At 65.5% G+C, this 19322-nt stretch carries 18 protein-coding genes, 1 pseudogene and 1 riboswitch; of the genes and pseudogenes, 3 read left to right on the top strand and 16 right to left on the bottom strand.

Annotated elements, in window-relative coordinates; genetic code table 11:
* Positions 1-2910, bottom strand: a complete 2910-nt coding sequence (locus C1877_RS12580; RefSeq protein WP_114569326.1) for a molybdopterin-containing oxidoreductase family protein — start codon at positions 2908-2910, stop codon at positions 1-3.
* 539 nt (positions 2911-3449) lie between these two features.
* Here C1877_RS12580 and C1877_RS12575 point away from each other — a divergent pair.
* Positions 3450-3890: a MarR family winged helix-turn-helix transcriptional regulator gene (locus C1877_RS12575; RefSeq protein WP_041240203.1), complete on the top strand. Its 441-nt coding sequence runs from the start codon at positions 3450-3452 to the stop codon at positions 3888-3890.
* 88 nt (positions 3891-3978) lie between these two features.
* On the opposite strand, the gene C1877_RS12570 is transcribed toward C1877_RS12575, so the two are convergent.
* Together C1877_RS12570 and C1877_RS15800 are read right to left on the bottom strand one after the other, a co-directional pair.
* Positions 3979-5757, bottom strand: coding sequence for an MSCRAMM family protein (locus tag C1877_RS12570; protein WP_114569325.1), 1779 nt, complete (start codon positions 5755-5757; stop codon positions 3979-3981).
* Between the two features lie 24 nt (positions 5758-5781).
* Positions 5782-6501, bottom strand: a complete 720-nt coding sequence (locus tag C1877_RS15800) for a hypothetical protein (RefSeq protein ID WP_049784044.1) — start codon at positions 6499-6501, stop codon at positions 5782-5784.
* A 243-nt stretch (positions 6502-6744) separates the two neighbouring features.
* Positions 6745-6849: riboswitch (glycine riboswitch) on the top strand.
* Between the two features lie 113 nt (positions 6850-6962).
* Between C1877_RS15800 and C1877_RS12560 the strand changes: the two genes are divergently transcribed.
* Positions 6963-8492, top strand: coding sequence for an alanine/glycine:cation symporter family protein (locus tag C1877_RS12560; protein WP_041239197.1), 1530 nt, complete (start codon positions 6963-6965; stop codon positions 8490-8492).
* Positions 8493-8592: 100 nt separating this feature from the next.
* Here C1877_RS12560 and C1877_RS12555 read toward each other — a convergent pair whose 3' ends face one another.
* From C1877_RS12555 to C1877_RS12535, 5 genes are all read right to left on the bottom strand, one after another.
* Entirely contained in the window at positions 8593-9036 is a 444-nt protein-coding gene (locus C1877_RS12555; RefSeq protein ID WP_015539374.1) for a MarR family winged helix-turn-helix transcriptional regulator, read from the bottom strand.
* 30 nt (positions 9037-9066) lie between these two features.
* Entirely contained in the window at positions 9067-10563 is a 1497-nt protein-coding gene (locus C1877_RS12550) for an MATE family efflux transporter (protein ID WP_083808958.1), read from the bottom strand.
* A gap of 290 nt (positions 10564-10853) precedes the next feature.
* On the bottom strand, positions 10854-11219 hold the full coding sequence (locus tag C1877_RS12545; RefSeq protein WP_231847592.1) for a tRNA-binding protein: 366 nt from the start codon (positions 11217-11219) through the stop codon (positions 10854-10856).
* 9 nt (positions 11220-11228) lie between these two features.
* A complete protein-coding gene (locus C1877_RS12540) occupies positions 11229-11741 on the bottom strand; it encodes a shikimate kinase (RefSeq protein ID WP_015539373.1) in 513 nt (170 codons plus the stop codon).
* Positions 11717-12112, bottom strand: a complete 396-nt coding sequence (locus tag C1877_RS12535; protein WP_015539372.1) for a DMT family transporter — start codon at positions 12110-12112, stop codon at positions 11717-11719. Before C1877_RS12535 ends, C1877_RS12540 begins: the two co-directional genes overlap by 25 nt.
* A 98-nt stretch (positions 12113-12210) precedes the next feature.
* Here C1877_RS12535 and C1877_RS15795 point away from each other — a divergent pair, with 98 nt between their 5' ends.
* On the top strand, positions 12211-12525 hold the full coding sequence (locus C1877_RS15795) for a hypothetical protein (protein ID WP_244909862.1): 315 nt from the start codon (positions 12211-12213) through the stop codon (positions 12523-12525).
* A 107-nt stretch (positions 12526-12632) separates the two neighbouring features.
* Here the strand turns inward: C1877_RS15795 and C1877_RS15790 are convergent.
* From C1877_RS15790 to C1877_RS12495, 8 genes and pseudogenes are all read right to left on the bottom strand, one after another.
* Positions 12633-12692 (bottom strand): annotated as a pseudogene (locus C1877_RS15790) (hypothetical protein); the annotation flags it as partial.
* 207 nt (positions 12693-12899) lie between these two features.
* Positions 12900-14210, bottom strand: a complete 1311-nt coding sequence (locus C1877_RS12525) for a histidine kinase (protein ID WP_041240199.1) — start codon at positions 14208-14210, stop codon at positions 12900-12902.
* Positions 14211-14288: 78 nt separating this feature from the next.
* Positions 14289-15209: a sulfite exporter TauE/SafE family protein gene (locus C1877_RS12520; protein ID WP_114569324.1), complete on the bottom strand. Its 921-nt coding sequence runs from the start codon at positions 15207-15209 to the stop codon at positions 14289-14291.
* 172 nt (positions 15210-15381) lie between these two features.
* Positions 15382-16680 (bottom strand): glycosyltransferase family 2 protein, encoded by a 1299-nt coding sequence (locus C1877_RS12515; protein WP_114569323.1) that lies wholly within the window; start codon positions 16678-16680, stop codon positions 15382-15384.
* Positions 16681-16835: 155 nt separating this feature from the next.
* A complete protein-coding gene (locus tag C1877_RS12510; RefSeq protein WP_015539370.1) occupies positions 16836-17411 on the bottom strand; it encodes a QueT transporter family protein in 576 nt (191 codons plus the stop codon).
* A 189-nt stretch (positions 17412-17600) separates the two neighbouring features.
* The gene (locus tag C1877_RS12505) at positions 17601-17855 is read right to left on the bottom strand and encodes a response regulator transcription factor (protein WP_015539369.1); all 255 of its coding nucleotides are present in this window, start codon (positions 17853-17855) and stop codon (positions 17601-17603) included.
* The gene (locus tag C1877_RS12500) at positions 17852-18547 is read right to left on the bottom strand and encodes a ferric reductase-like transmembrane domain-containing protein (RefSeq protein WP_015539368.1); all 696 of its coding nucleotides are present in this window, start codon (positions 18545-18547) and stop codon (positions 17852-17854) included. Before C1877_RS12500 ends, C1877_RS12505 begins: the two co-directional genes overlap by 4 nt.
* 3 nt (positions 18548-18550) lie before the next feature.
* On the bottom strand, positions 18551-19264 hold the full coding sequence (locus C1877_RS12495; protein WP_015539367.1) for a molecular chaperone TorD family protein: 714 nt from the start codon (positions 19262-19264) through the stop codon (positions 18551-18553).
* Positions 19265-19322 lie beyond the last annotated feature (58 nt).

Here is a 19322-nt window from a genome sequence, read left to right as displayed (position 1 = left end):
CTACTTCACACCTCCCTTCACGGTCACTTGCCTAACGCCGTCGGCCTGATCGTCGGAGGCGATCGCGTCGGCGCTCATGGGCAGGAATATCTTGAGGTCCTCCTCGGTCATGCAGATGTTCTTCGGGGCGCCCTCCTCGGCCTTGTATATCTTGCACAGGCCGCCGTAGTTGTCGGTGCCCACCGCCGGGTCGTAGGGGCCGTTGTTCTCGAACAGCACGTTGCAGTTCGAGTCGATGGCACCGTGCAAATCGTCGGTGGCCTCGCGCTCGGGGAACCACCAGTCGTGCTCCACGTGGATCATGCCGGGCTTGATGGCCTCCGTGAGGTTCGCGCGCTGGCGGATCTTGTCCACGTACGTCTCGATCCACACCCAATCATCCTGCGCGATGCCGTGCTCGGCGGCGGTGGCGGGGTTGATGTCCACGGTCGGGAACATGTGCACCTCGCGCATCCACGGGCTGTTGCGGTACTCGGTGTGGAAGAACGCATGGGAGCGCCCGCCCGTGATGAGCGTGTACGGGAAGTCTTCCAGCAGGTCGGGGCGCGCGAGCGGCGTGATGGGCGGCTCGATGTACAGCGGCAGCGGGCCGTTGCCGTACAGCAGCAAGTCCTCGCTCCACATCTCCATCTTGCCGTTGTCCGACTGCGGGTGCGCCGGGATGACCTTGCCGTCCGGCGTCTTCGTGCCGGGGAAGCGGTAGACCGAGCCCATCTTGTTGCCACGGTACATAGTGTTGAAGCCGGGACGGAAGTCGCTCGTCTTACGCATGAAGCCCGTCTCGTACTTCGGCGCCTGCTTCACCGTGGCCATCTCCACGCCGGTCACGCTGATGCGCTCGCGGAACTCCTCGAAGTTCGCGCAGGAGAGCTGCGGCGGAAGCGTCTCGGGGCCCTTCACCATGTAATCGAAGAACTCGTACTTGTCCTTCCAGTACATGTCCACGTCCATGTACTTCGCGAACTCGAAGCAGATGTCCATGTCGTCCTTGCACTCGCCCAGCGGCTCGTGGAACGGCTGGCGGATGAGGTAGGTGTGGCTCGTCGGGTAGCCGTGGCCGGAGTGAGCCCACTCCACGCGGTCCACCTCGTTGGGGTGCGCGGCCGGCAGGATGATGTCGGCGAGCTCGCCCGAGGGGGTCATGTAGATGTCCACGTTCACGAAGAAGTCGAGGTTCTTGAAGCCCTCGATGATCTCGTGGCCGCCCTCGATGGAGAGGATGGGCTCGGACGTTTGCTGCCAGTAACCATGGATCTGGAACGGGTCGCCCTTTACCATGGCCTTCGTGGTGGCCGCGCCGAAGCCGCCCTGCTGGCCGTAGATGACCTGGCCGCCGGAGTTCTGCGTAGTCTCGCGCAGCTCGCCCGTGGCGTCGTCGGCCACGAGTATCTGCTGATAGCCGGTGTTCTGGCACACGGAGAGCTTCTTGATGTTCTTCGCCGTCTCCATGCGACGCTTGCCCATGCGGCCTTCCTTGTTGGGAACGACGTCGAACATGAACGAGTCGTAGCCGGTGGCGGGCTCGCGGCCGATGTTCTGGCCGCCCTTCGAGTCGAAGTTGCCGGCCAGCGCCATCATGATGGTGAACGCCTGCGAGATGCCGGACGTGTTGATGGAGAACTCCACCTTCTGGCCGCGGCAGAAGCACGCGTGCGGGCTCGCGTCGATATAGGTCTGGATGGCCTCGCGGATCTTGTCCTCGGGCAGCTCGCAGAACTCGGCGGCGCGCTCGATGGTCCACGGGGTGACGTGCTCGACGAGGATATCCCAGCTCGTGCGGTACGTCTTGCCATTGATCTCGCGGCTGCCGGAGAGCGCCGGCTTCGCGTCGGCCACGATGTTGCCCTCGGCGTCGAGCCACTGGAAGGCCTTCGGACCGCCCACGCCCTGCTTGTTCTGCCAGTCACCGGACCAGAAGATCAGCTGGTCGTGCGCCTCGTCCCATGCGGGGTACAGCTCCTCGTTGCCGCCCTCTTTGATCATGGATTCGCGCAGCTGGTAGCCGGTGCCCTCCTCATCGATGAAGAACGGAGCGTTGGTGCAGAAGCGTGCGAAGTCGTTGGCGCACTTGTCCGAGTGAATGATCTCGTTGATGAACGCCAGCACGAGCGCCATGTCCGAACCCGGACGGATGGGCAGCCACAGATCGGCCTTGCTGGCCGTGCACGTGTAGCGAGGGTCGACGCAGATCACCTTCGCGCCGCGCTCCTGGGCGCGCTTGACGGTGAGCCAGTCGTAGTAGCCGCGGCTGCGCTCCTGGCGGCACCAGATGAGGATGCAGTCCGTGTTGTTGCCGTCCCAGCCGGTGTACTGCGTCTCGTCGCCGTAGAGGCGCTGGCTGGTGAAGTACGAGCCCACCCAGCACAGGTTGCCCACGCCGAACGTGGCGGTGGAGCCCAGCTCCAGCCACAGCTTGTTGATGGCCTGGAACTGCAGCATGTCGCGGCCGGTGCCGTACTGGTGGGCGATGGTGTGCCAGCCGTACTTCTCGCCGATCTCGGTGTAGCGGTCGGCGGCCTCCTGGTAGGCTTCCTCCCAGGTGATGCGCTTCCACTGGCCGGAGCCCTTCTCGCCCACGCGCTTCTGCGGGTAGCGAACGCGCAGCGGGTTGTACAGCTCCTGCGGGATGGCGAAGGCGCGGCCGCACAGCGTTCCCTCGCTGAACAGGTCGGGATTGCCCTCGATCTTCGTCAGGCGGCCATCCTTGACGTGCCCGAACAACGCGCAGCGGCCATAGCACTGGCGGCACGCGCTCGGGATGATCTTCACGTCATCGGACGACGTCGCCTTCGCGCCCTCTGCCGCATCGTCCGCGAAAGCCGTGGCAGCCTGCGAGCCCAGCAGCAGCGTCGAAGCGGTCGCGGCGGCGGTTGCCTTCACGAAGCCCCGGCGGCTCATCTTAAGTGACATCTCTCCTCCTCCTTTTGCACTCGTGGCTAAGATTTGCCCTGGAGGGAAGGACGCGGGAGGAGCCCGCTGGGACGGGCGACGATTCATGTGCAACGCTGGTCGCTCCCTTGGGCGAATTGGATGCGGGCAGCCGTCGGCGCGCCCTTTGCTGCGCGCTGCCCTCGTCCGCTACCCCCTCGTTCACCCGGCGCGTCCCCACGCGCCTCTCCCATCCTTGGCAAATTACTTGCAATGCTAATTATATTGGCATCAACTATTAGCGCAACAGGTATTTGCAAAGAATAGTCCTGATCTGCTACAAGCATGCACAGAACAGTCGATTCGCGCGGCAGAGGGCGAGGAGATTCAACCGATAATCTTCTGCGTTCTTGACGGGGCCTAGCCGCTTATGGTTTCTTGTAGGCGAGAGAATGCGAAACGCCGCGACCGAACGATCGTGCCACCTCCTTTGCATGATCGCCTCCCCGTCGCCCGGCGCGATACGCCCCACCGCACGCGACAACGCAAAAGCCGCCCTGCGCATATCGGAAGGGTTCAACATGGAGAGCAAGCACAACCGCCTCATAGGCTACCTGGTGTACGATGCGCAGAAGCACATCACGAAATCGCTCGAGGTCACGCTCAAGCCCTACGACATCACCCCTGGCCAGTGGAACCTCATCAACCAGCTGGACCAAGCTGGCGAGCTGTCGCAGAAAGAGCTGGCCACCATCACCCACAAGGAGCAGGCAACCATCACGCGGTACCTGGACACGCTTGAGCGCAAGGGCCTCGTGGTGCGCAACAAGCACAAGACCGACCGCCGCTCGCATGTGGTGAGCACCACCGACAAGGCCCACGAGCTTATCCGCACGGTGCTGCCCCTTACCGCCATCACGGCAAACCGCCTGATAGAGGGCATCGACCAGCAGGATATCGACACGTTCGTGACGGTGCTGGCCGCCCTCAAGGAAAACGCCGAGGCCATATCCGGGGAGTGAGCTCCTCCCTTGCCGCGAGCGCGCCGATGGGCGCCCCCCTTCGGAGACGCCCATCGCCTGCAAGCCGGTCGATGCGGGAACGCTTACCTTAGCGCCTCCTGCGTCGAAGCGCCAGCATGCTGGCACCGCCCACCGCCGCCGCTAGCGCCAGCGCGGCCGTGCTCACGGCCAATGCCGTCGACGCGCCGTCGCCCGTGCCCGCGAGGGACACCGGCTTCGTACCGCCCGCCGGCGGGGTGCCCGGCTGCTGCGGCGTGCCGGGTTCCTCGGGCTCGTTCGGCACGACCGGCTCCTCGGGATCGGGAGGCACGGGAGTGTTCTTCATGGTAAGCTCGGCCTGCGCGGGCTGGCCCACCGCCACCGAGAACTCCACCGGCGTGTCGTCCAGCACATAGCCCTCGGGCGCGGCGGTCTCCACGAAGCGATAGGAACCCACCAGCAGGTCGCGCACCTCGATCAGACCATCGGCACCGGTCACGAGGGCGCCATGTCCCGGAACAGTTCCCCAGGCGCCATCGGCCAGGAGCTGCTCGAGCTTGAACGTGGCGCCGGAAAGCACCGCGGTCGGGTCCTCGGCGTCCACCTTCTTCAGCACCGCGCCGCCGAGCACGGGGCTCTTCGTGTTGGGCGCCGTCACAGCGACCTCCAGCCCCGGCGTGTCCTCGGCAAGGGTGAACTCGATCGGCGTGGTCTCCAGCTCGTAGCCCTCGGGCGCCGACACCTCGACGAATCGGTACGTGCCCACGACCAGGTCTTCAACGGTGATCAAACCGCCGCCGTCGGTCGTGAGCGCCTCGTACCCGGGCAGGTCCGTCCACGTGCCGTCGGCCGCACGTTCCTCCAGCTTGAACACCGCGCCGGGCAGCTTCACGGTCTCGTCGTCGGCGTCGACCTTGGTCAGCACCACCTTGCCGAGCACGGGGCTCTTCGTGTTCTCGGCCGTCATCGTGGCGGTATGGTCCGGCATGGACGACGTGATGGCGAATCCGATGGGCTCGGCCTCCATGACGTAGCCCGCGGGCGGCTCGATCTCCACGAAGCGGTACTGCCCCAGCAGCAACCCGGCCACGGTGATCTGGCCGCTGGCGTTCGTGGTCAGGCGCTCCGATCCTGCGACCGTTTCCCACGAGTTGTCAGGCTGCATCTTCTCCAGCTTGAACACGGCACCCGAAAGCGTGATGCCGGCATCGCCCGCATCCACCTTCGTCAATATAGCTTTTCCGTCCCGTACTTCCACGCCGCCCGATATCTCCGTGAAATAGGCGCTTCCCGACCCCTGCGACGACGAGGAGTCGCCGTAGGTGAGCGTGGCGGTGTTCTCGTACCGGCCGTCCTCGGACGCATCGGCGCGCATCTCCACCAAAAACGACGTGATATCGCCCCCGTTCGGGCCCGCTGTGCTGAAGTACTTCATGACGATGGCCTTCTGCGCAGGTGAGACCCCAGTCTGGTCGAGGATGTACTCCACAACCGCCTCGCCGTTTCCGTCGAACAGGTTCTTGACGTTGAGCGTGCTTGTGCCGTTGCCCGAGGGAACGTCGCCGAATCCCACGTACACCACGCGGTTCTCCCACACGCCGATGGTGGGCGTGGCAGCGCCTCGCACGCTGTTGGCGAACTCCTCTTGCGTCATGCCGTCCGCGGCCGACTTGTCCACCTTGTCGAACAGGCTCATTATGACGAAGGAGGCATACTGCTGGCTCTGCGCCTCGCCTGCATTGGTGGTGGCGTAGATGGGCATGCGCACCACCACGTCATCCGACGTGATGGCCTGCCCGCCCTGCATCTCGTCGGTCAGCAGGAGGTTGGGCCGCTGCTCGGACTGGCTCGACCCGCCGGCCGCGTAGTCGGCATAGGCGCTCGCCACGATATCCGAGTTAACATGGGCAACTCATCTGATCTGGTTCTGGCCGGCCTCCTGCGTGCCGTACTTCAGGAGCGGCGTGTCCGGGATCGGGCGCGACGGCTCCGGCACGATGTCGACAGGCGCCAGCGCCTCCCCGTTCACCGTGAAGACAATATCGTTGCCCGCGCCTTGAACGTAGCCTTCGAGCGTGAAGAAGCCGTTGTGCAGCGACGGGAACTGCGCTCCGTCCTCCGATAGCGTGGTGACGATGGTGATCATGTTGTCGTTCATGCTGCCATCCGGGTTGCGGTTGCCGTTGACCACGTACGATCCGATCACCTTCGAGGTGCCGGGATCGACGAGGTCTGCCGGACCGAAGTTGCCGGACAGCAGGTGGCCCTGCGGGTCGATGGTGAACGTGAACGTGTCGCCGGGATTGACGCCGGTCATGTCCGGTATTTCCCAATCGATGTAGATGCGCACGTACGACCAGTTGGGAACCGATCCGCCATCGGGGACGTCGGTCCACGTGTTGCCGTTCTTAACCTGCAGCTTCATGTCGTTGATCATCACCTTGCGGGTGATGTCCGCGGATGCCCGCGGCACAGGCTCGTCGCCGGTCTCGTCGGGAACCGCCTCGTCGGCGAACGCCGGCGTACGAAGAGCCAGAAGGCAGAGGACGGCCAACCCTGCCAGAACAACGAGCATGCGAAGTCGACCCGCGCGCAAGGGCACGCGGTCGGGAACGGTCGGCCGGAAAGCCATATATCCTCCTTGTGTAGAGATTTCGAGATACCCGCCAAGGTAAGGGGGCGGGCAAGGCTCGTAGCTGAGGCTTGCAAACCGTGCCCTGCCCGTTACCTACCGGATACCGCTGCGCAACAATGCCCGGCACGCATAAAAGTCAAACAACGGCTTAACAACGGTTGTGTTCCCTGCTACAATGGCGCAGCACAATTTCATAGCATCACCCCGTTGATACGTCCTGGATCTCACGAGACAGGGCGAGGAGGGGCCTCTGGAGAATCCCGATCGTCGGGTGCCGAAGGGGCAAGGCGAGTGACCAAGGGCCGCATCGCCGAAACTCTCAGGCAAAAGGACAGAGCAAAGCTGCAGCTTGTTGCGCGCACGCGCCTTCCCTTTTCCCCATATTCCTCCAGAGCGCCGCGTCCTCGGACGGGGTTCGCCGAAATTGCACGTACATGCTTGTATCGAGGAGGAAACTGGTGGAAGGCTTTTTCAGCGTTATCAACGATGGGCTCGTCGCTATCGACGACTTCATCTGGGGAGTGCCGCTCATGGTGCTCATCCTGTTCGGCGGCATCCTGCTGACGGTGCGGTTGCGCGCCGTGCAGTTCCGGCAGCTGCCGCGCGCCCTGCGTTACATGGTGAAGAACGAGAAGGGCGGCGCCGGCGAGGTATCGAGCTTCGGCGCGCTGTGCACGGCCCTGTCAGCCACCATCGGCACGGGCAACATCGTGGGCGTGGCCACGGCCATCGTCGCCGGCGGCCCGGGCGCGCTGTTCTGGATGTGGCTGGCCGCGCTGTTCGGCATGGCCACGAAGTTCTCCGAGGGCTTGCTGGCCGTGAAGTATCGGCGCGTCGACAAGAAGACCGGCCACGTGCTGGGCGGCCCGTTCTACTACATCGAGCGCGGCATGGGCATGAAATGGCGCTGGTTGGCGAAGATCTTCGCGTTCTTCGGCATGTGCGTGGGCTTGTTCGGCATCGGCACGTTCACTCAGGTCAACTCCATCTCCAGCGCTATCACCGGGTTCTTCGACCCCGAGAAGAACGCCACGGTGAGCATCCTCGGAATGGACTACTCCATCTTCACCGTCATCGGCTCGCTGCTGCTCGCGCTGCTCGTGGGCCTCGTGGTCATCGGCGGCCTGAAGCGCATCGCGAAGGTGTCCGAGCGCGTGATCCCCGCCATGGTGGTGCTGTACGTGGGCTTCTCGCTCGTGCTCATCTTCACGAACCTCGACAAGGTGCCCGGCGCGTTCGCCGTCATCTTCCAGAGCGCGTTCGGCCTGCAGGCGGCGGCCGGCGGCATGCTGGGCGCCATCATCGTGGCCATGCAGAAGGGCATTGCGCGCGGCATCTTCTCGAACGAGGCGGGCCTCGGTTCCGCGCCTATCGCCGCGGCAGCCGCACAGACGAAGGAGCCGGTGCGCCAGGGCCTCGTGTCCATGACCGGCACGTTCCTCGACACTATCGTGGTGTGCTCCATGACGGGCCTGGCGCTGGTCATGACCGGCGCGTACCAGATCCCCGGCCTTGAGGGAGCGGCTGTGACCACGGCCGCGTTCCAGGCGGGCCTGCCGTTCCTGCCGCCCGAGGTGGTTTCGTTCGTGCTCATGGCGTGCCTCGTGCTGTTCGGGTTCACCACGATCCTCGGCTGGGACTACTACGGCGAGCGCTGCCTGGAGTACTTCAGCAACGGCAACATGAAGGCCGTGAAGGTGTACCGCTGGCTTTACATCTTCTGCGTGTTCATCGGCCCCTACATGACCGTGGCGGCCGTGTGGACCATCGCCGACATCTTCAACGGGCTCATGGCGCTGCCGAACATGATCGCGCTCATCGCGCTGTCCGGCGTGGTGGTGAAGGAGACGAAGGACTACTTCGAGCGCTTGCAGGCTGCCGGCGACGAGGATGCCATGGAGCCGCACCTTCCCGGCGACAACTGGGACATCCCGCCCATCGACCCGCTGAACGCCCCCGACTCCGACACGGCCGGCGCGCGGGCATAGCGGCCGCCGGGGCATATGCGCCCGTAGCTTTTCCATCGCGCGCCGAGCCTTCCCGCTCGGCGCGCGGCGTTTGACGCCGGTACAGCTTGGAGGGGCGGTGCTAGCCGAGCGCGGCGTTGAGCTTCAACACGATGGCCGCCAGCTGCCGCTTCTCCGCATCGTCCAGCACCGCCAGCGTATCGCGTGCGAACGCGCGCTGGTGGTCGCGCGCCTCCTGTGCCTGGTCGCGGCCGTGGTCGGTGAGCTTGACCTGCCTTGCGCGGCGGTCCTGCTCGCCGGCGGCGCGCTCGATGCAGCCGTCGGCTTCCAGCCGGGCCAGCAGCGCCCCGAGCGACTGTGGGCGGATGCCCACGATGTCGGCCAGCTCCACCTGCGACAGCAGGCGCGGCGCGAACCCCTCGACCATCGCCTCCTCATGGCTCGCCAGCACCGCCAGCACGAACGAGGCCCCCGTCGCGCCGCCCGCCTGGCGCGACCGGCGCGCGATCACCTGGCTCATATGCGCCATTTCGCGCATGATGGAGTCGTCGCTTAGAGGCTCCATGGCCCTCCCCCTCTCTTCGCCCGGCGTCCGCTACGCCTGCTGCGCGGCAGCATCGCCCAGCTCGCCCGCCGCAACGGCAGGACGCACCGCGACGCGCGAGGCTTCGCGCAGGCCGCGCAGCTTGCGCACCTCGCGGACCACGAACACCGTCGTCATGAGCGTGGCCAGGCCGTCCGATACAGGTGCGCTCACCACCACGCCCTGCAGCCCCGTAAGCCCGAACACGGACGTCAGCACCGGCGGCAGCAGCAGGTACAGCGGGATGAGGAAGATCACCTGGCGCGTCATCTCCAGGATGGCGGCCTTGAGCGGCTGGCCGCTGGACTGGAAGTAGCTCGATCCCACGATCTGGAAACCGACCAGCGGATACAGCAGCGTGTAGATCTGCAGCGCCGTGACCGCGAACGACTCCAAGTCGCCCGTCACGCCGAACAGCGCCACGATCTGCACCGGTACCGCATGCGAAAGCACGAGGAAGAACGCCCCGATGGCCACGCCCGCCACCGACGCCCACTTGAGCGCGTCGAGCACGCGCTGCCACGAGCGGGCCCCGTAGTTGTACCCGATGATAGGCTGCGCTCCCATGATCAGGCCGATGAGCGGCGTGATGGCGAACAGCGTGGCCTTCTGCGCCACGCCGATGGCCGCGAGCGCGCCCGTCACGCCGATGGGGTCCTGCGAGCCGTAGACGCCGACGACCTGGTTCAGCACCACGCTCACCACCGTGGAGGCCACCTGCATGACGAACGACGCCAGGCCCAGCGTGAGGATGCGGCCCATGAGGCGCGCATCGGGACGGCAGCACGACAGGCGCAGCCGGAACGGCGCGCCCTTGCATACCGCGAAGTACCACACCACCGGCGCCATGCCGCACGCCTGCCCCAGCACGGTGGCGCCGGCGCTGCCCGCAACGCCCCAACCGAGCACGAGCACGAACAGGTAGTTCAGCACGATGCACATCACGGTGCCGAACACCATGGTACCCAGCGCCAGGTTCGGCTTGCCTGCCGTGCGCAGGAAGTTGTTCAGACCCATGCCGAGCGACTGGAAGACGAAGCCCACGCAGATGATCTGCACGAACGTCTTGGTGGGCTCCCACAGCTCAGCACTCGTGCCGATGAGCGCGAGGACGGGATCGATGGCCGCAACCGCTGCCACCGCCACCAGCACGGCCAGCCCGCACAACAGCACGGCCGAGTTCCCCAGCGTCTTCTCCACCTGCGCCTTGCGGCCCTCGCCCAGCTGGATGGCCGCGAGCGCGTTGCCGCCCTGGCCGGCCACCATGGAGAAGCCCATGAGGATGGTCATGACCGGCAGCGCCAGCGTGGTGACGGCCACGCCCGTGCCGTCGGGGAACGCCTGGCCGAGGAAGGCGGTGTCCACCACGTTGTACAGCGAGTTGAACACCATGCTGATGATGGCCGGTATCGAGAACTCCAGCAGCAGCCTGCCTATCCGCTCCGTCCCCAACCGGTCCGTCCCCTTCGCCGCCCCGGCGCCACCTGTCGCTTGAACCTCGTTCGCCATGCAATGCCTCTTCCGCGTCCTCGTTGCTCCACATCAAGTCGCTTCCAGTTTAACCTGCTGCGCGTCGATTCTAAAATAATAAGTTAACTTATTATTTTTCTCCATAAGGCTGTCTGGCGCGATAACATCGTTTTTTGATGCGCCGTGCTCTTGCCCGCATCAGCTTGCGGCAAGCGGCCTTTGCAGGGGCGCCTTGTCCGAGGGCCCGGCATGCAAGAAGGACCCTGTGTTTCACGTGAAACACAGGGTCCTTCTTCGAAATTCGCGCAGGTGGCGGGGGTGTTTCCGCCTTATCCCAGACGCGCCCCGTCGGGGACCTCGCGCTCGGGGACGGCGAGGGCGGGGAGGATGCCGTCCTCGTAGCCGATGTCGTAGATCATGCCCTCGGACACCTCGCCGGCCATCTTGCGGGGCGCCATGTTCACCACGAACAGCGCTTGGCGACCCTCCAGTTCGGCCTTGCAGTCGTCCCGCTCCTCCTTCATGCCGGAGAGGATCGTGCGCGTGAACCCGCCGAAGCCCACCGTCATCTTGATGAGCTTCTTGGAGCCCTCCACGTCATCCACCCGCGTAATGCGCCCTACGCGGATGTCCAGCTTGTCCAGGTCGTCGATCGTGATAGGAGGCTTGACCGGCGCCGTCTCGATGGTTTCCACGGCAGCGTCCTAGCGCAGCGCGTCGGCCACTTTGCGGGCCGCCGCGGTGATCGACAGGTCGTCGATGTTCACGGTGATCTCGGCGTACTGCTCGTAGAGCGGCTTGCGCTCGTCATAGAGCTCGCGCAGGCTCATGCCGATGCCGCCTTTGAGCACCACGCCGCGCTCCTGCAAATCGTGCAGGCGGCTCACCAGCTCCTCGTACGATATCTGCAGGTACACCACGCGGCCGATCTCGGCAAGGTGCTTCATGGCCTCGTCGGAGTACACGGCCGAGCCGCCGGTGGCGATGATGGAGTTCTCCGCCTCGATGTCGCGCAGGATCTCGTTCTCCACCTGGATGAAGCCCTCCGGGCCGCATGCGTCAATGAGCTTCTGCAGCGTCTTGTCGCATTGGTTCTGGATGACGAGGTCGGCGTCGACGAACTGGTAGTTCAGTATCTTCGCCAGCACGATGCCCAACGTCGATTTGCCCGCGCTCGGCATGCCGATCAGCACTATGTTGTTCCGCTCTTGCTCCATGATGACTCCTCTAGCCTCGATTCGACGGCTGCCCTGCCGTCGGCTTCCCGGCCGCCCAACGCGCCGGCCGTTTCCGGCGACACCACCGGGCCGCCGGGGGTTTCCAGGGCCAAGGCGGGGGCGTCGTCGCCCGCCTTGCGTTTCAGCGGGAACGTTTCGCTCACCACTATAGCAACGAAGATGAGGGCGAAGCCGCCCACCAGGCGAAGCCCTATCTCTTCCCCATACAGCAGCACGCTGAACAGCACGCCGAACACGCTCTCCAAGCTCAGGAACAGCGAGGCCTGCGCGGGCGGCACGTGCGCCAGGGCCACGTTCTGGATGACGAGGGCCACGCACGACGCGAACACCACGAGGTAGGCCATGTCCATCCAGAAGGCCGGCGTGAGGGACTCGGCCGGGGGGAAGCGTCTCGAAGCAGGCGCCGTACGCCACGCCGCACACACCGCCCACCGCGAACTGCAGCAACGTGAGCACGAGCACGTCGCTTTTCTCGGAGAACTTCGACACGTACACGATGTGCACGGCGAACAGCAGCGCCGACACGAGCGTCATGGCGTCGCCGAAGCCCATGGACAGCTCGGAGAGCGAGCCCGAGAGCGACACGAGCCCGATACCGCCCACGGCCATGACGGCGGCCACCAGGTTGAACGCCGTCGGCCGCTTGCGCGCGATGGCCCACCAGGCGAACGGCACGATGACGCAGTACGTGGCCGTGAGGAAGGCGTTCTTGCCAGGCGTGGTGTGGTCGAGCCCGATGGCCTGCACCCAGAACGCCAGATAGCACACCACGCCGAGGATCGTGCCCTTGACCAGGTAGTCGAGGGCCCTCTCGCCCGAGAGGGCCGCGCGCAGGCGTCGGAAGAACAGCGCGGCCAGGATGGCCCCCGTGGCCAGGAACCGGAACCCTATGAGATAGGCCGGCTGCAGCACGTCCACGGCATCCTTCATGACCACGAAGCTCAAACCCCAGATGACGGTGGCCACGACCAGCAGGAGCTTGTAAACCCCTGTCGGAATGCGATGCGCTATGCCGTCTAGTTTTTCCACAGCCGCCCATTATACGGTGCCCCCCGCCCGAATGATAGGGGCTGAACCGTCAACAGGGACGATGGTTGAGGCGCAGCAGCCGCACGAACGCCGCGAAGCCGCCCAACCTCAGTACTCGCGCTTGGCGCCGCCTATCAGGACGAGCGTGACCTTCGTGCCCACGCCCAGCTCGCTTTCCACTTCCATGTGGGTGTCGGAGCCGAAGTAGCCGCAGATGCGGTCATGGACGTTCTTCACGGCGATGCCGCAGCCGGTGGATGACTCGGGGTGCAGGATGTTCAGGCGCGCTTCCTCGGTCATGCCCACGCCGTCGTCCGCCACGCACACGATAACGTCGTCGCCTTTCACCTGGCCCGTCACGCTGATGGTGAGCTTGCCTTCCGACGGCATGGCGTGGCGCACGGCGTTCTCCACGAGCGGCTGGATGAGGAAGGGCGGCACCATCATGTCGTCGACATCCGGCTCGATGTCCACCTCCATGGCCACCCGGTCCTCGCCGAAACGCGCGATCTCGAACGTGAAGTAGCGCTTCGTCTGCTCCATCTCGCGCGCGAACAGGATGAGGTCGGCGGAGTCCTCCAGCGTGCGGCGGTAGAACACGGCGAACTCGCGCAGCAGGATGCGCGCCTTCTCGGGGTTCGTGCGAATGAGCGAGGCGATGGTGTTGATGGTGTTGAACAGGAAGTGCGGGTTGATCTGGCTCTGCAGGGCCTTCAGCTCCATGCTGGTGGCGAGCTTCGTCTGCTCCTCGAGCGCCGAGGCCGCCATCTGGGTGGACAGCAGCTGGCCGAAGCCCTCGGCGATGGACTTCTGCGTCTCGGAGATATGACGGGCCCGGCGGTAGTAGAACTTGAGCGTGCCCTCCACCGTGCGGCCCACCACCAGCGGGACGATGATGGCGGCCTGGATGGTGGACGAGCCGGACGGGAAGCCGATCTCCTCCGGTGTGAACAGGATGCGGCCGCGCCCGTCGGAGAGCGTGGCGTGGGTTGCGTGCGTGCGGATAACGCTGCCGGAGGGGTTGTCGGCCTCCTCGTAGCCGGCGTAGCCCAGAATATGGTCCTTGTCGGTCACCGCTACGGCGATGGCAGCCGTCGATGGCAGCAGCAGCTGGCAGATGCGCTGCGCCGCGTCGCTAGTCATACCCTCCTTCATGCAGTCGAGCGTCTGGCTGGCCAGGCGCAGCATGGCGTCGGACTGGCGTGCGCGCACGGAATCGGGGTCCATGAGCAGCCGGATGACGATGACGAGCGAGAGGGTGAACACGATGCCTGCCACGATGAGCACGGCGATGCTGCGGTACGGCGACACGGAAGACCAGATGAGCACGAGGCCCGACAGCACCGCGACGGTGAACATGAACATCTCGAGCGTGAAGAAACGGGGCAGGGCGGTCTTCTCCGTCGTTTCCTGTTGCACCTGCTGCAAGGCGAACCTCCTCGTCGTGGCTGAAGGCACCATCCTACCAGCATCCGGCGTGCAATGCACGCCCGTTTGTCAGAGCACCCCCACCTCGTTCAGCACGAGCACAACCGCGGCCACGATGAGGAATCCGCCGAAGATGAAGCGCAGCGTGCGCTCGGGCACAAGCCGCACGAGGCGCGCGCCGATCACGGCGCCGGGAATGGAGCCCACGGCCACGGCAATGCCGGCCATATAGTCGATGTTGCCGAGCAGCCCCTGCTCGATGGTGCCCGGAATGGCCAGCAGCATGACGGCGATGAGAGACGTGCCCGACGCCTGCTTCATGGAGATGCCCACGAGCGACAGCATGAGCGGCACCATGATGAAGCCGCCGCCCACGCCCACGTACCCGGACGCCAGGCCAGCGCCCAGGCCGATGGCAGCGCCGATGGCCAACTGCTTGCGCGTGAGCTTGGGAAACGCCTTGCCCGTGTCCGCTGCGACGGACGACTCGCCGGCCGGCACCTCGGGTGCGGCGTCGTCGTTCGCCGCCGCGTCGCCCGCCTGCTCCACGGCGGCCTCGACCGGAGGCTCGCCCGCCGGCGCCGCCGGCGCGACCACGCCGGCGCGCGCGGGCTTCATCTTCCACGCCTTCCGCAGCATGTTCACCGCCGAGTAGCCGATGATGAGCGCCGCCGCCAGCATGACCATCCACGCCGGCGAGATGGTGGCGAGCCACACGCCGATAGGCGACGTGCAGGCGCCGCCCAGACCGGCGGCCAGGCCGAGGGAAGGCACGCACGTCTTGTGCCGTATATGCGACACGGCGCCCGAGACGGAGGTGGGGATGATGGTGAACAGCGACGTGGCCGTGGACATGATGGGGCTCATGCCGAACGCCAGGCGGAATATCGGCACGAGGACCGTGCCGCCGCCGATTCCCAGCATACCCGAGAGGATGCCGATGCCGATGCCCACAAGGGCGGGTATCACGAGCGAGGTGAAGATATCCATGGGCGCGCCTGCCAGTCCCTTCCCCGATCAACGATATGTCCGCGACCCAGTTTAGCGGAAACGGCAACGCGTGCACGTCAAAGGCGCGTCAATTCCGCAAGCGTCAGGCTTGCGTTGCCCAGCGTTGCCTGCGCGTCGCCCCAAGCCCGCGGCAACCGCTCCCGCACGGACGCTACTCGGCGATGTTCAGGCGGATCTCGCTCGTCACGCCGGGGTCGATGCCGGCGGCCTGCGCGGCCACCGCCGCCGCCTGGCGCGGGGAGTCCACGCCCAGCTGGCGCTGCGCGGCCGATTGGATGAGCGCCGTGCGCAGGATCTGGTCGTTCTCCATGCGCGCCATGAGCTCCGGCCACACGAACTGGAACTCGAAGTACTTCGAGCAGTTGCGCTGAGCGTACGTGGTGGCCTCGCCCGTCGCGGCCTTCGCGGCGCGGCGATAGGCCTTCTTGTCGGGGCGCGCCAGGCTGCGCAGAAACGCCGTCAGGCGGATGCGCCGGGTGATGCCCGGCTCGAGGAACGGCCCCGGGTAGGGCTCGAGCGAGGAGGGCTTCACCTGCAAGAGGTCGATCTGGGTGCGGCTGTACTCCATCTTGCGGAACTCGTAGAGCCAGCGGAAGATGTCCTGGCGGAAGCGCGTGCCCTCGCTCTCGGTCTCGGGCGGCAGGTGGCGCAGGCTCCACTGGTTGTCCAGCCAGATGTCCGATCCGTACATACGCAGGTCCAGCATGTAGTCCAAGTCCTCGCCGCGGGCGATCCACGGGTCGAACGACAGGCGCTTGAACGCCTCCTTGTGCAGCGCCAGGCAGCCGCCGCACACGTGGTTCGAACGCGACAGGCGCGGGCCGCGCATGGCCTTCGCCATCATCTTGTTGAACGCCTTGCCCTGCTGCCAGAAGTGGTTGTACCACTTGTCCTGGCTCTTCGAGAAATACGTGCCCTCGGAGTTGAAGTAGAAGCCCGTCTTGGCCAGGATGGGGATGCCCTTCTTCGTGAGCTTGCCCAGGCCGTACATGGCCTTCTGCAGGAAGTCGGCGTCGTCCACCACCTCGTCGTCGTCCAGGAACACCACGGAATCGAAGCCGAGCGTGTTCGCCACTACGAGCCCCAGGTTGCGGATGGCGCCGTAGCCGGACAGGCCGATCTCCTTCTGCAGCTTGCCCAGCCCCAGCTGCTCCATGCGCTGCTGGATGAGCGCGAGCTCGGGCGCACCCACCACGGCCACGTTGAGCGAGGGGTACTGCGACACCTGAGTCTGCACCTTCTCGGCCGCCTGGTTCTCGATGGACGGCTCGCTCACCACCAGCACCACGATCTGCCCGATGCCGCGCACCTTCTGCAGCGAGTGCAGCAGGCGCGGCAGCTCGCCCGGGGCCGAGATAGGCGTGGCGTGGTCGTAGGTGGTCAGCACGCCGCCACCTTCCTTGCGGCGGCGGGCAGAGACGAAGGTCGGTATGACGATAACCGGGTTCATGCGCTTCCTTTGAAATCGGCGAGCCGACGGTCCTCTTCGACCGCCCTCAAAACTGATCTATTGTACCGCGTGACCCGTGCTTTGGCCCTGCACCCTCTTGATTACACCGAATTTGCGAAGGAAGGTCGGGGGCAGGGATCAGGGAGGAGGCGTTCCTACGACGCCTTCGCCGGCTGCTTCACCACATGGAAGCGCTTGAGCGCCGAAAGCAGCGGCAAGCCCAGCACGTACATGACCAGCGCCTCGCCGATGCCGGTAGCCACCAGGCCGAACAGGTACATGGGCACGTAGGCACCGTCCAACGCGATGCTCGTGAACGGAATGGTGTAGAAGCCCAGGCCCTGCAACAGGAGCGGCAGGTACGCGGGCACGACCACCGCGTTCGCGATCACCGGCCCGAGCAACGCGAGCTTCGGGCGCTCGCGCATCTTCCAGCACCACAGCGCGCCCAAGAACGTGGCCAGGCTGCCGAACACCACGTCCAGCAAGCCGAGCGCCCCCGTGCCGTTCACGGCCAGCGCAATGAGATTCGCCACGATGCAGCCCACCGTGAGCCCCGGCACGGCCGCCGGCGTGAGCACGGCCAGCACGCATACCGCCTCCGATATGCGGAACTGGACCGGCCCCCATGCCAGCCCCTGCAGCAGGAGCAACGCGACGAGCGTGGCGGCGGCATACACGGCCGCGATCATGCCCGCCTGGGCGACGTACGACGATCTTCCCTTGTTCATGGGTTTCTCCTTGTCTCCACACGACCTATCGGCCGCGGGCTTTGGGCAACGAGTAAACCGCGAGTGCAGGGCCCAACGATACAAACGCGGAGCGCCCCCGCCATGCGCAACGCACAGCCGAACCGCCGCAGCGAAGTATAGCAGAAGCGTTCCGCGCAGGTGAAGGCGAGGAGCACCTCGAATGAGAGCTTAAGCCGAAAGCGAGTCGGGCATGGTCTCCAAGCGATCGAGAAGATGCTGTTTCGAAGCGACGCCGGCTTTGCGGTAAAGATGCTTGACGTGCGTTTTCACCGTGTCGTCGGCTATGCCGAGCTCAATGCCGATACGCAGGCGGCTGCGCCCGCGCGCCAGCAACCTGAGCACGTCGCACTCCCGCGGCGTAAGGCCGCACGTCTCCGCGAGCGCGCAGCATCGCGCATCGACCGCGTCGGGCGCGGGCGTCATGCGCGCACCTCCTCCACCGAAGCGACCATCCTCCGATCGAGCAGCGCCCGCGTCACCCGCAGCACGGCATACGTCCCGAACACGGCAGTGTACGCGGCGACGCTCGCCTGGGCTGCCGCGCCGCCCTGCAGGGCGGAGGGAAGCAGCATGAGCAGCAGATGCACGTACACGAGGCCGAAGAACGGGTAAGCCAGCAGTTGAACGCGTTTCCACGTGTCGGCCCTCATGCGCCTCTTCACCGCATTGAACGACGTAACTCCCAGCACCAGCAGCAGTGCGAACAGCACGAGGGCCAGCATGAGCGCGGCCAGCACGTTGCCGTCCACCCTGCCCCCCAGCAGGCGGGGCGCGTAGGAGGCCAAGTACAGGGCCATGTGCCCGAGCGACAGTATCCAGGCTACGATGGAGAGCTCGGCCCGCACCGGGCGCAACCATGCCTTCGCCCTCGATTCGCCAGGCAGCACGCCGATAAACATGACCACCGCGAACAGCGCCAAGGGCAGCAGGCACTTCTGCACCAGCACCAGAAGCAGCGACCACAGCGGCCGGGGCAGAGGAACGTACGCGCCGAACACGAACACCGCCACGACCAAGACCGCCAACGCGTAGAACAACAGCGGCACCCGTCTGACGACGTTGCGCAAGGCAACGCAAAAGAGCGCCGTCACGACCAAGACCATCAAGAATTCCATACGCTAACACCGTTTCTTTCTTTGGTCGATATCGGCATCGAGCACGGAGAGGAACAGCTCTCCCATCAATGCCAGCGCGGCGTACTCCACGCCATAGGTCTGGAGGAACGCCTCCTCCCGCGTCCTCCCCATAAAGGCAGGAATCCAGCATCCGAGGTGCTCATCCCAGAAACGGACGGCACGTCCGCTCCATACCGCAGCGTCGTCGCGGCGACCTTCCTGTTCTGCGGCGGCAAGGCTGCCGTAGAGAAACGACAGAAACGAGAACTCGTTCCATACGCTGTCGCTGGGCTCCTTGCGCGCGGTCTTGGGCAGCACGCCCGCCTCGCGCATGTGGCGCTCCACGTCGAGGGTCCGGGCCGAGCGGAACAGCGCGGGCGAGCCCTCATGGCCCTCGGCGGTATAGCGGAATGACGCCTCGTACGGCCAGATCGGCACGTCGACTCCTGGGGTCAAGTACAAAATGGTGTGGCCCTTGCGCATCCTATCGGCCAGCCCGACAACGTCCGCGCCATCGAACGCCGAAAGGGCCGCTGCCGCCTTATCCACGGTAGCCGTGGCTGCGCCGGCATCCGCGAGGCAGGCGAGCGCGTCGCTTTGGAGCGATCCATCCGCCAAAGCCGCTGCAAGCTCCGCGTCGGGAAATGCGAAGGCGGCCGCCATCAGCTCGCACGAATCCGCCAAGCCTATCGCGCGACGCACATCGTCCTCGTCCATGGTCTTCCTTTCTGCTTGGCTCGGGCGTCGGTCCGCCGGCACGCAGCGGGCTTTCTGC

The organism is Gordonibacter pamelaeae (genome assembly GCF_003340385.1).
Lineage (GTDB): Bacteria > Actinomycetota > Coriobacteriia > Coriobacteriales > Eggerthellaceae > Gordonibacter > Gordonibacter pamelaeae.
This window is presented reverse-complemented; position numbering and strand designations above follow the sequence as displayed.

Coding starts and splice junctions, on each gene's coding strand:
- C1877_RS15800 (WP_049784044.1), bottom strand. CDS start 6,501: ATGGCTTTCCGGCCGACCGTTCCCGACCGCGTGCCCTTGCGCGCGGGT.
- C1877_RS12500 (WP_015539368.1), bottom strand. CDS start 18,547: ATGGAATTCTTGATGGTCTTGGTCGTGACGGCGCTCTTTTGCGTTGCC.
- C1877_RS12540 (WP_015539373.1), bottom strand. CDS start 11,741: ATGGAGCAAGAGCGGAACAACATAGTGCTGATCGGCATGCCGAGCGCG.
- C1877_RS12555 (WP_015539374.1), bottom strand. CDS start 9,036: ATGGAGCCTCTAAGCGACGACTCCATCATGCGCGAAATGGCGCATATG.
- C1877_RS12550 (WP_083808958.1), bottom strand. CDS start 10,563: ATGGCGAACGAGGTTCAAGCGACAGGTGGCGCCGGGGCGGCGAAGGGG.
- C1877_RS12580 (WP_114569326.1), bottom strand. CDS start 2,910: ATGTCACTTAAGATGAGCCGCCGGGGCTTCGTGAAGGCAACCGCCGCC.
- C1877_RS12520 (WP_114569324.1), bottom strand. CDS start 15,209: ATGGATATCTTCACCTCGCTCGTGATACCCGCCCTTGTGGGCATCGGC.
- C1877_RS12575 (WP_041240203.1), top strand. CDS start 3,450: ATGGAGAGCAAGCACAACCGCCTCATAGGCTACCTGGTGTACGATGCG.
- C1877_RS12505 (WP_015539369.1), bottom strand. CDS start 17,855: ATGACGCCCGCGCCCGACGCGGTCGATGCGCGATGCTGCGCGCTCGCG.
- C1877_RS12515 (WP_114569323.1), bottom strand. CDS start 16,680: ATGAACCCGGTTATCGTCATACCGACCTTCGTCTCTGCCCGCCGCCGC.
- C1877_RS12535 (WP_015539372.1), bottom strand. CDS start 12,112: ATGGACATGGCCTACCTCGTGGTGTTCGCGTCGTGCGTGGCCCTCGTC.
- C1877_RS12510 (WP_015539370.1), bottom strand. CDS start 17,411: ATGAACAAGGGAAGATCGTCGTACGTCGCCCAGGCGGGCATGATCGCG.
- C1877_RS12495 (WP_015539367.1), bottom strand. CDS start 19,264: ATGGACGAGGACGATGTGCGTCGCGCGATAGGCTTGGCGGATTCGTGC.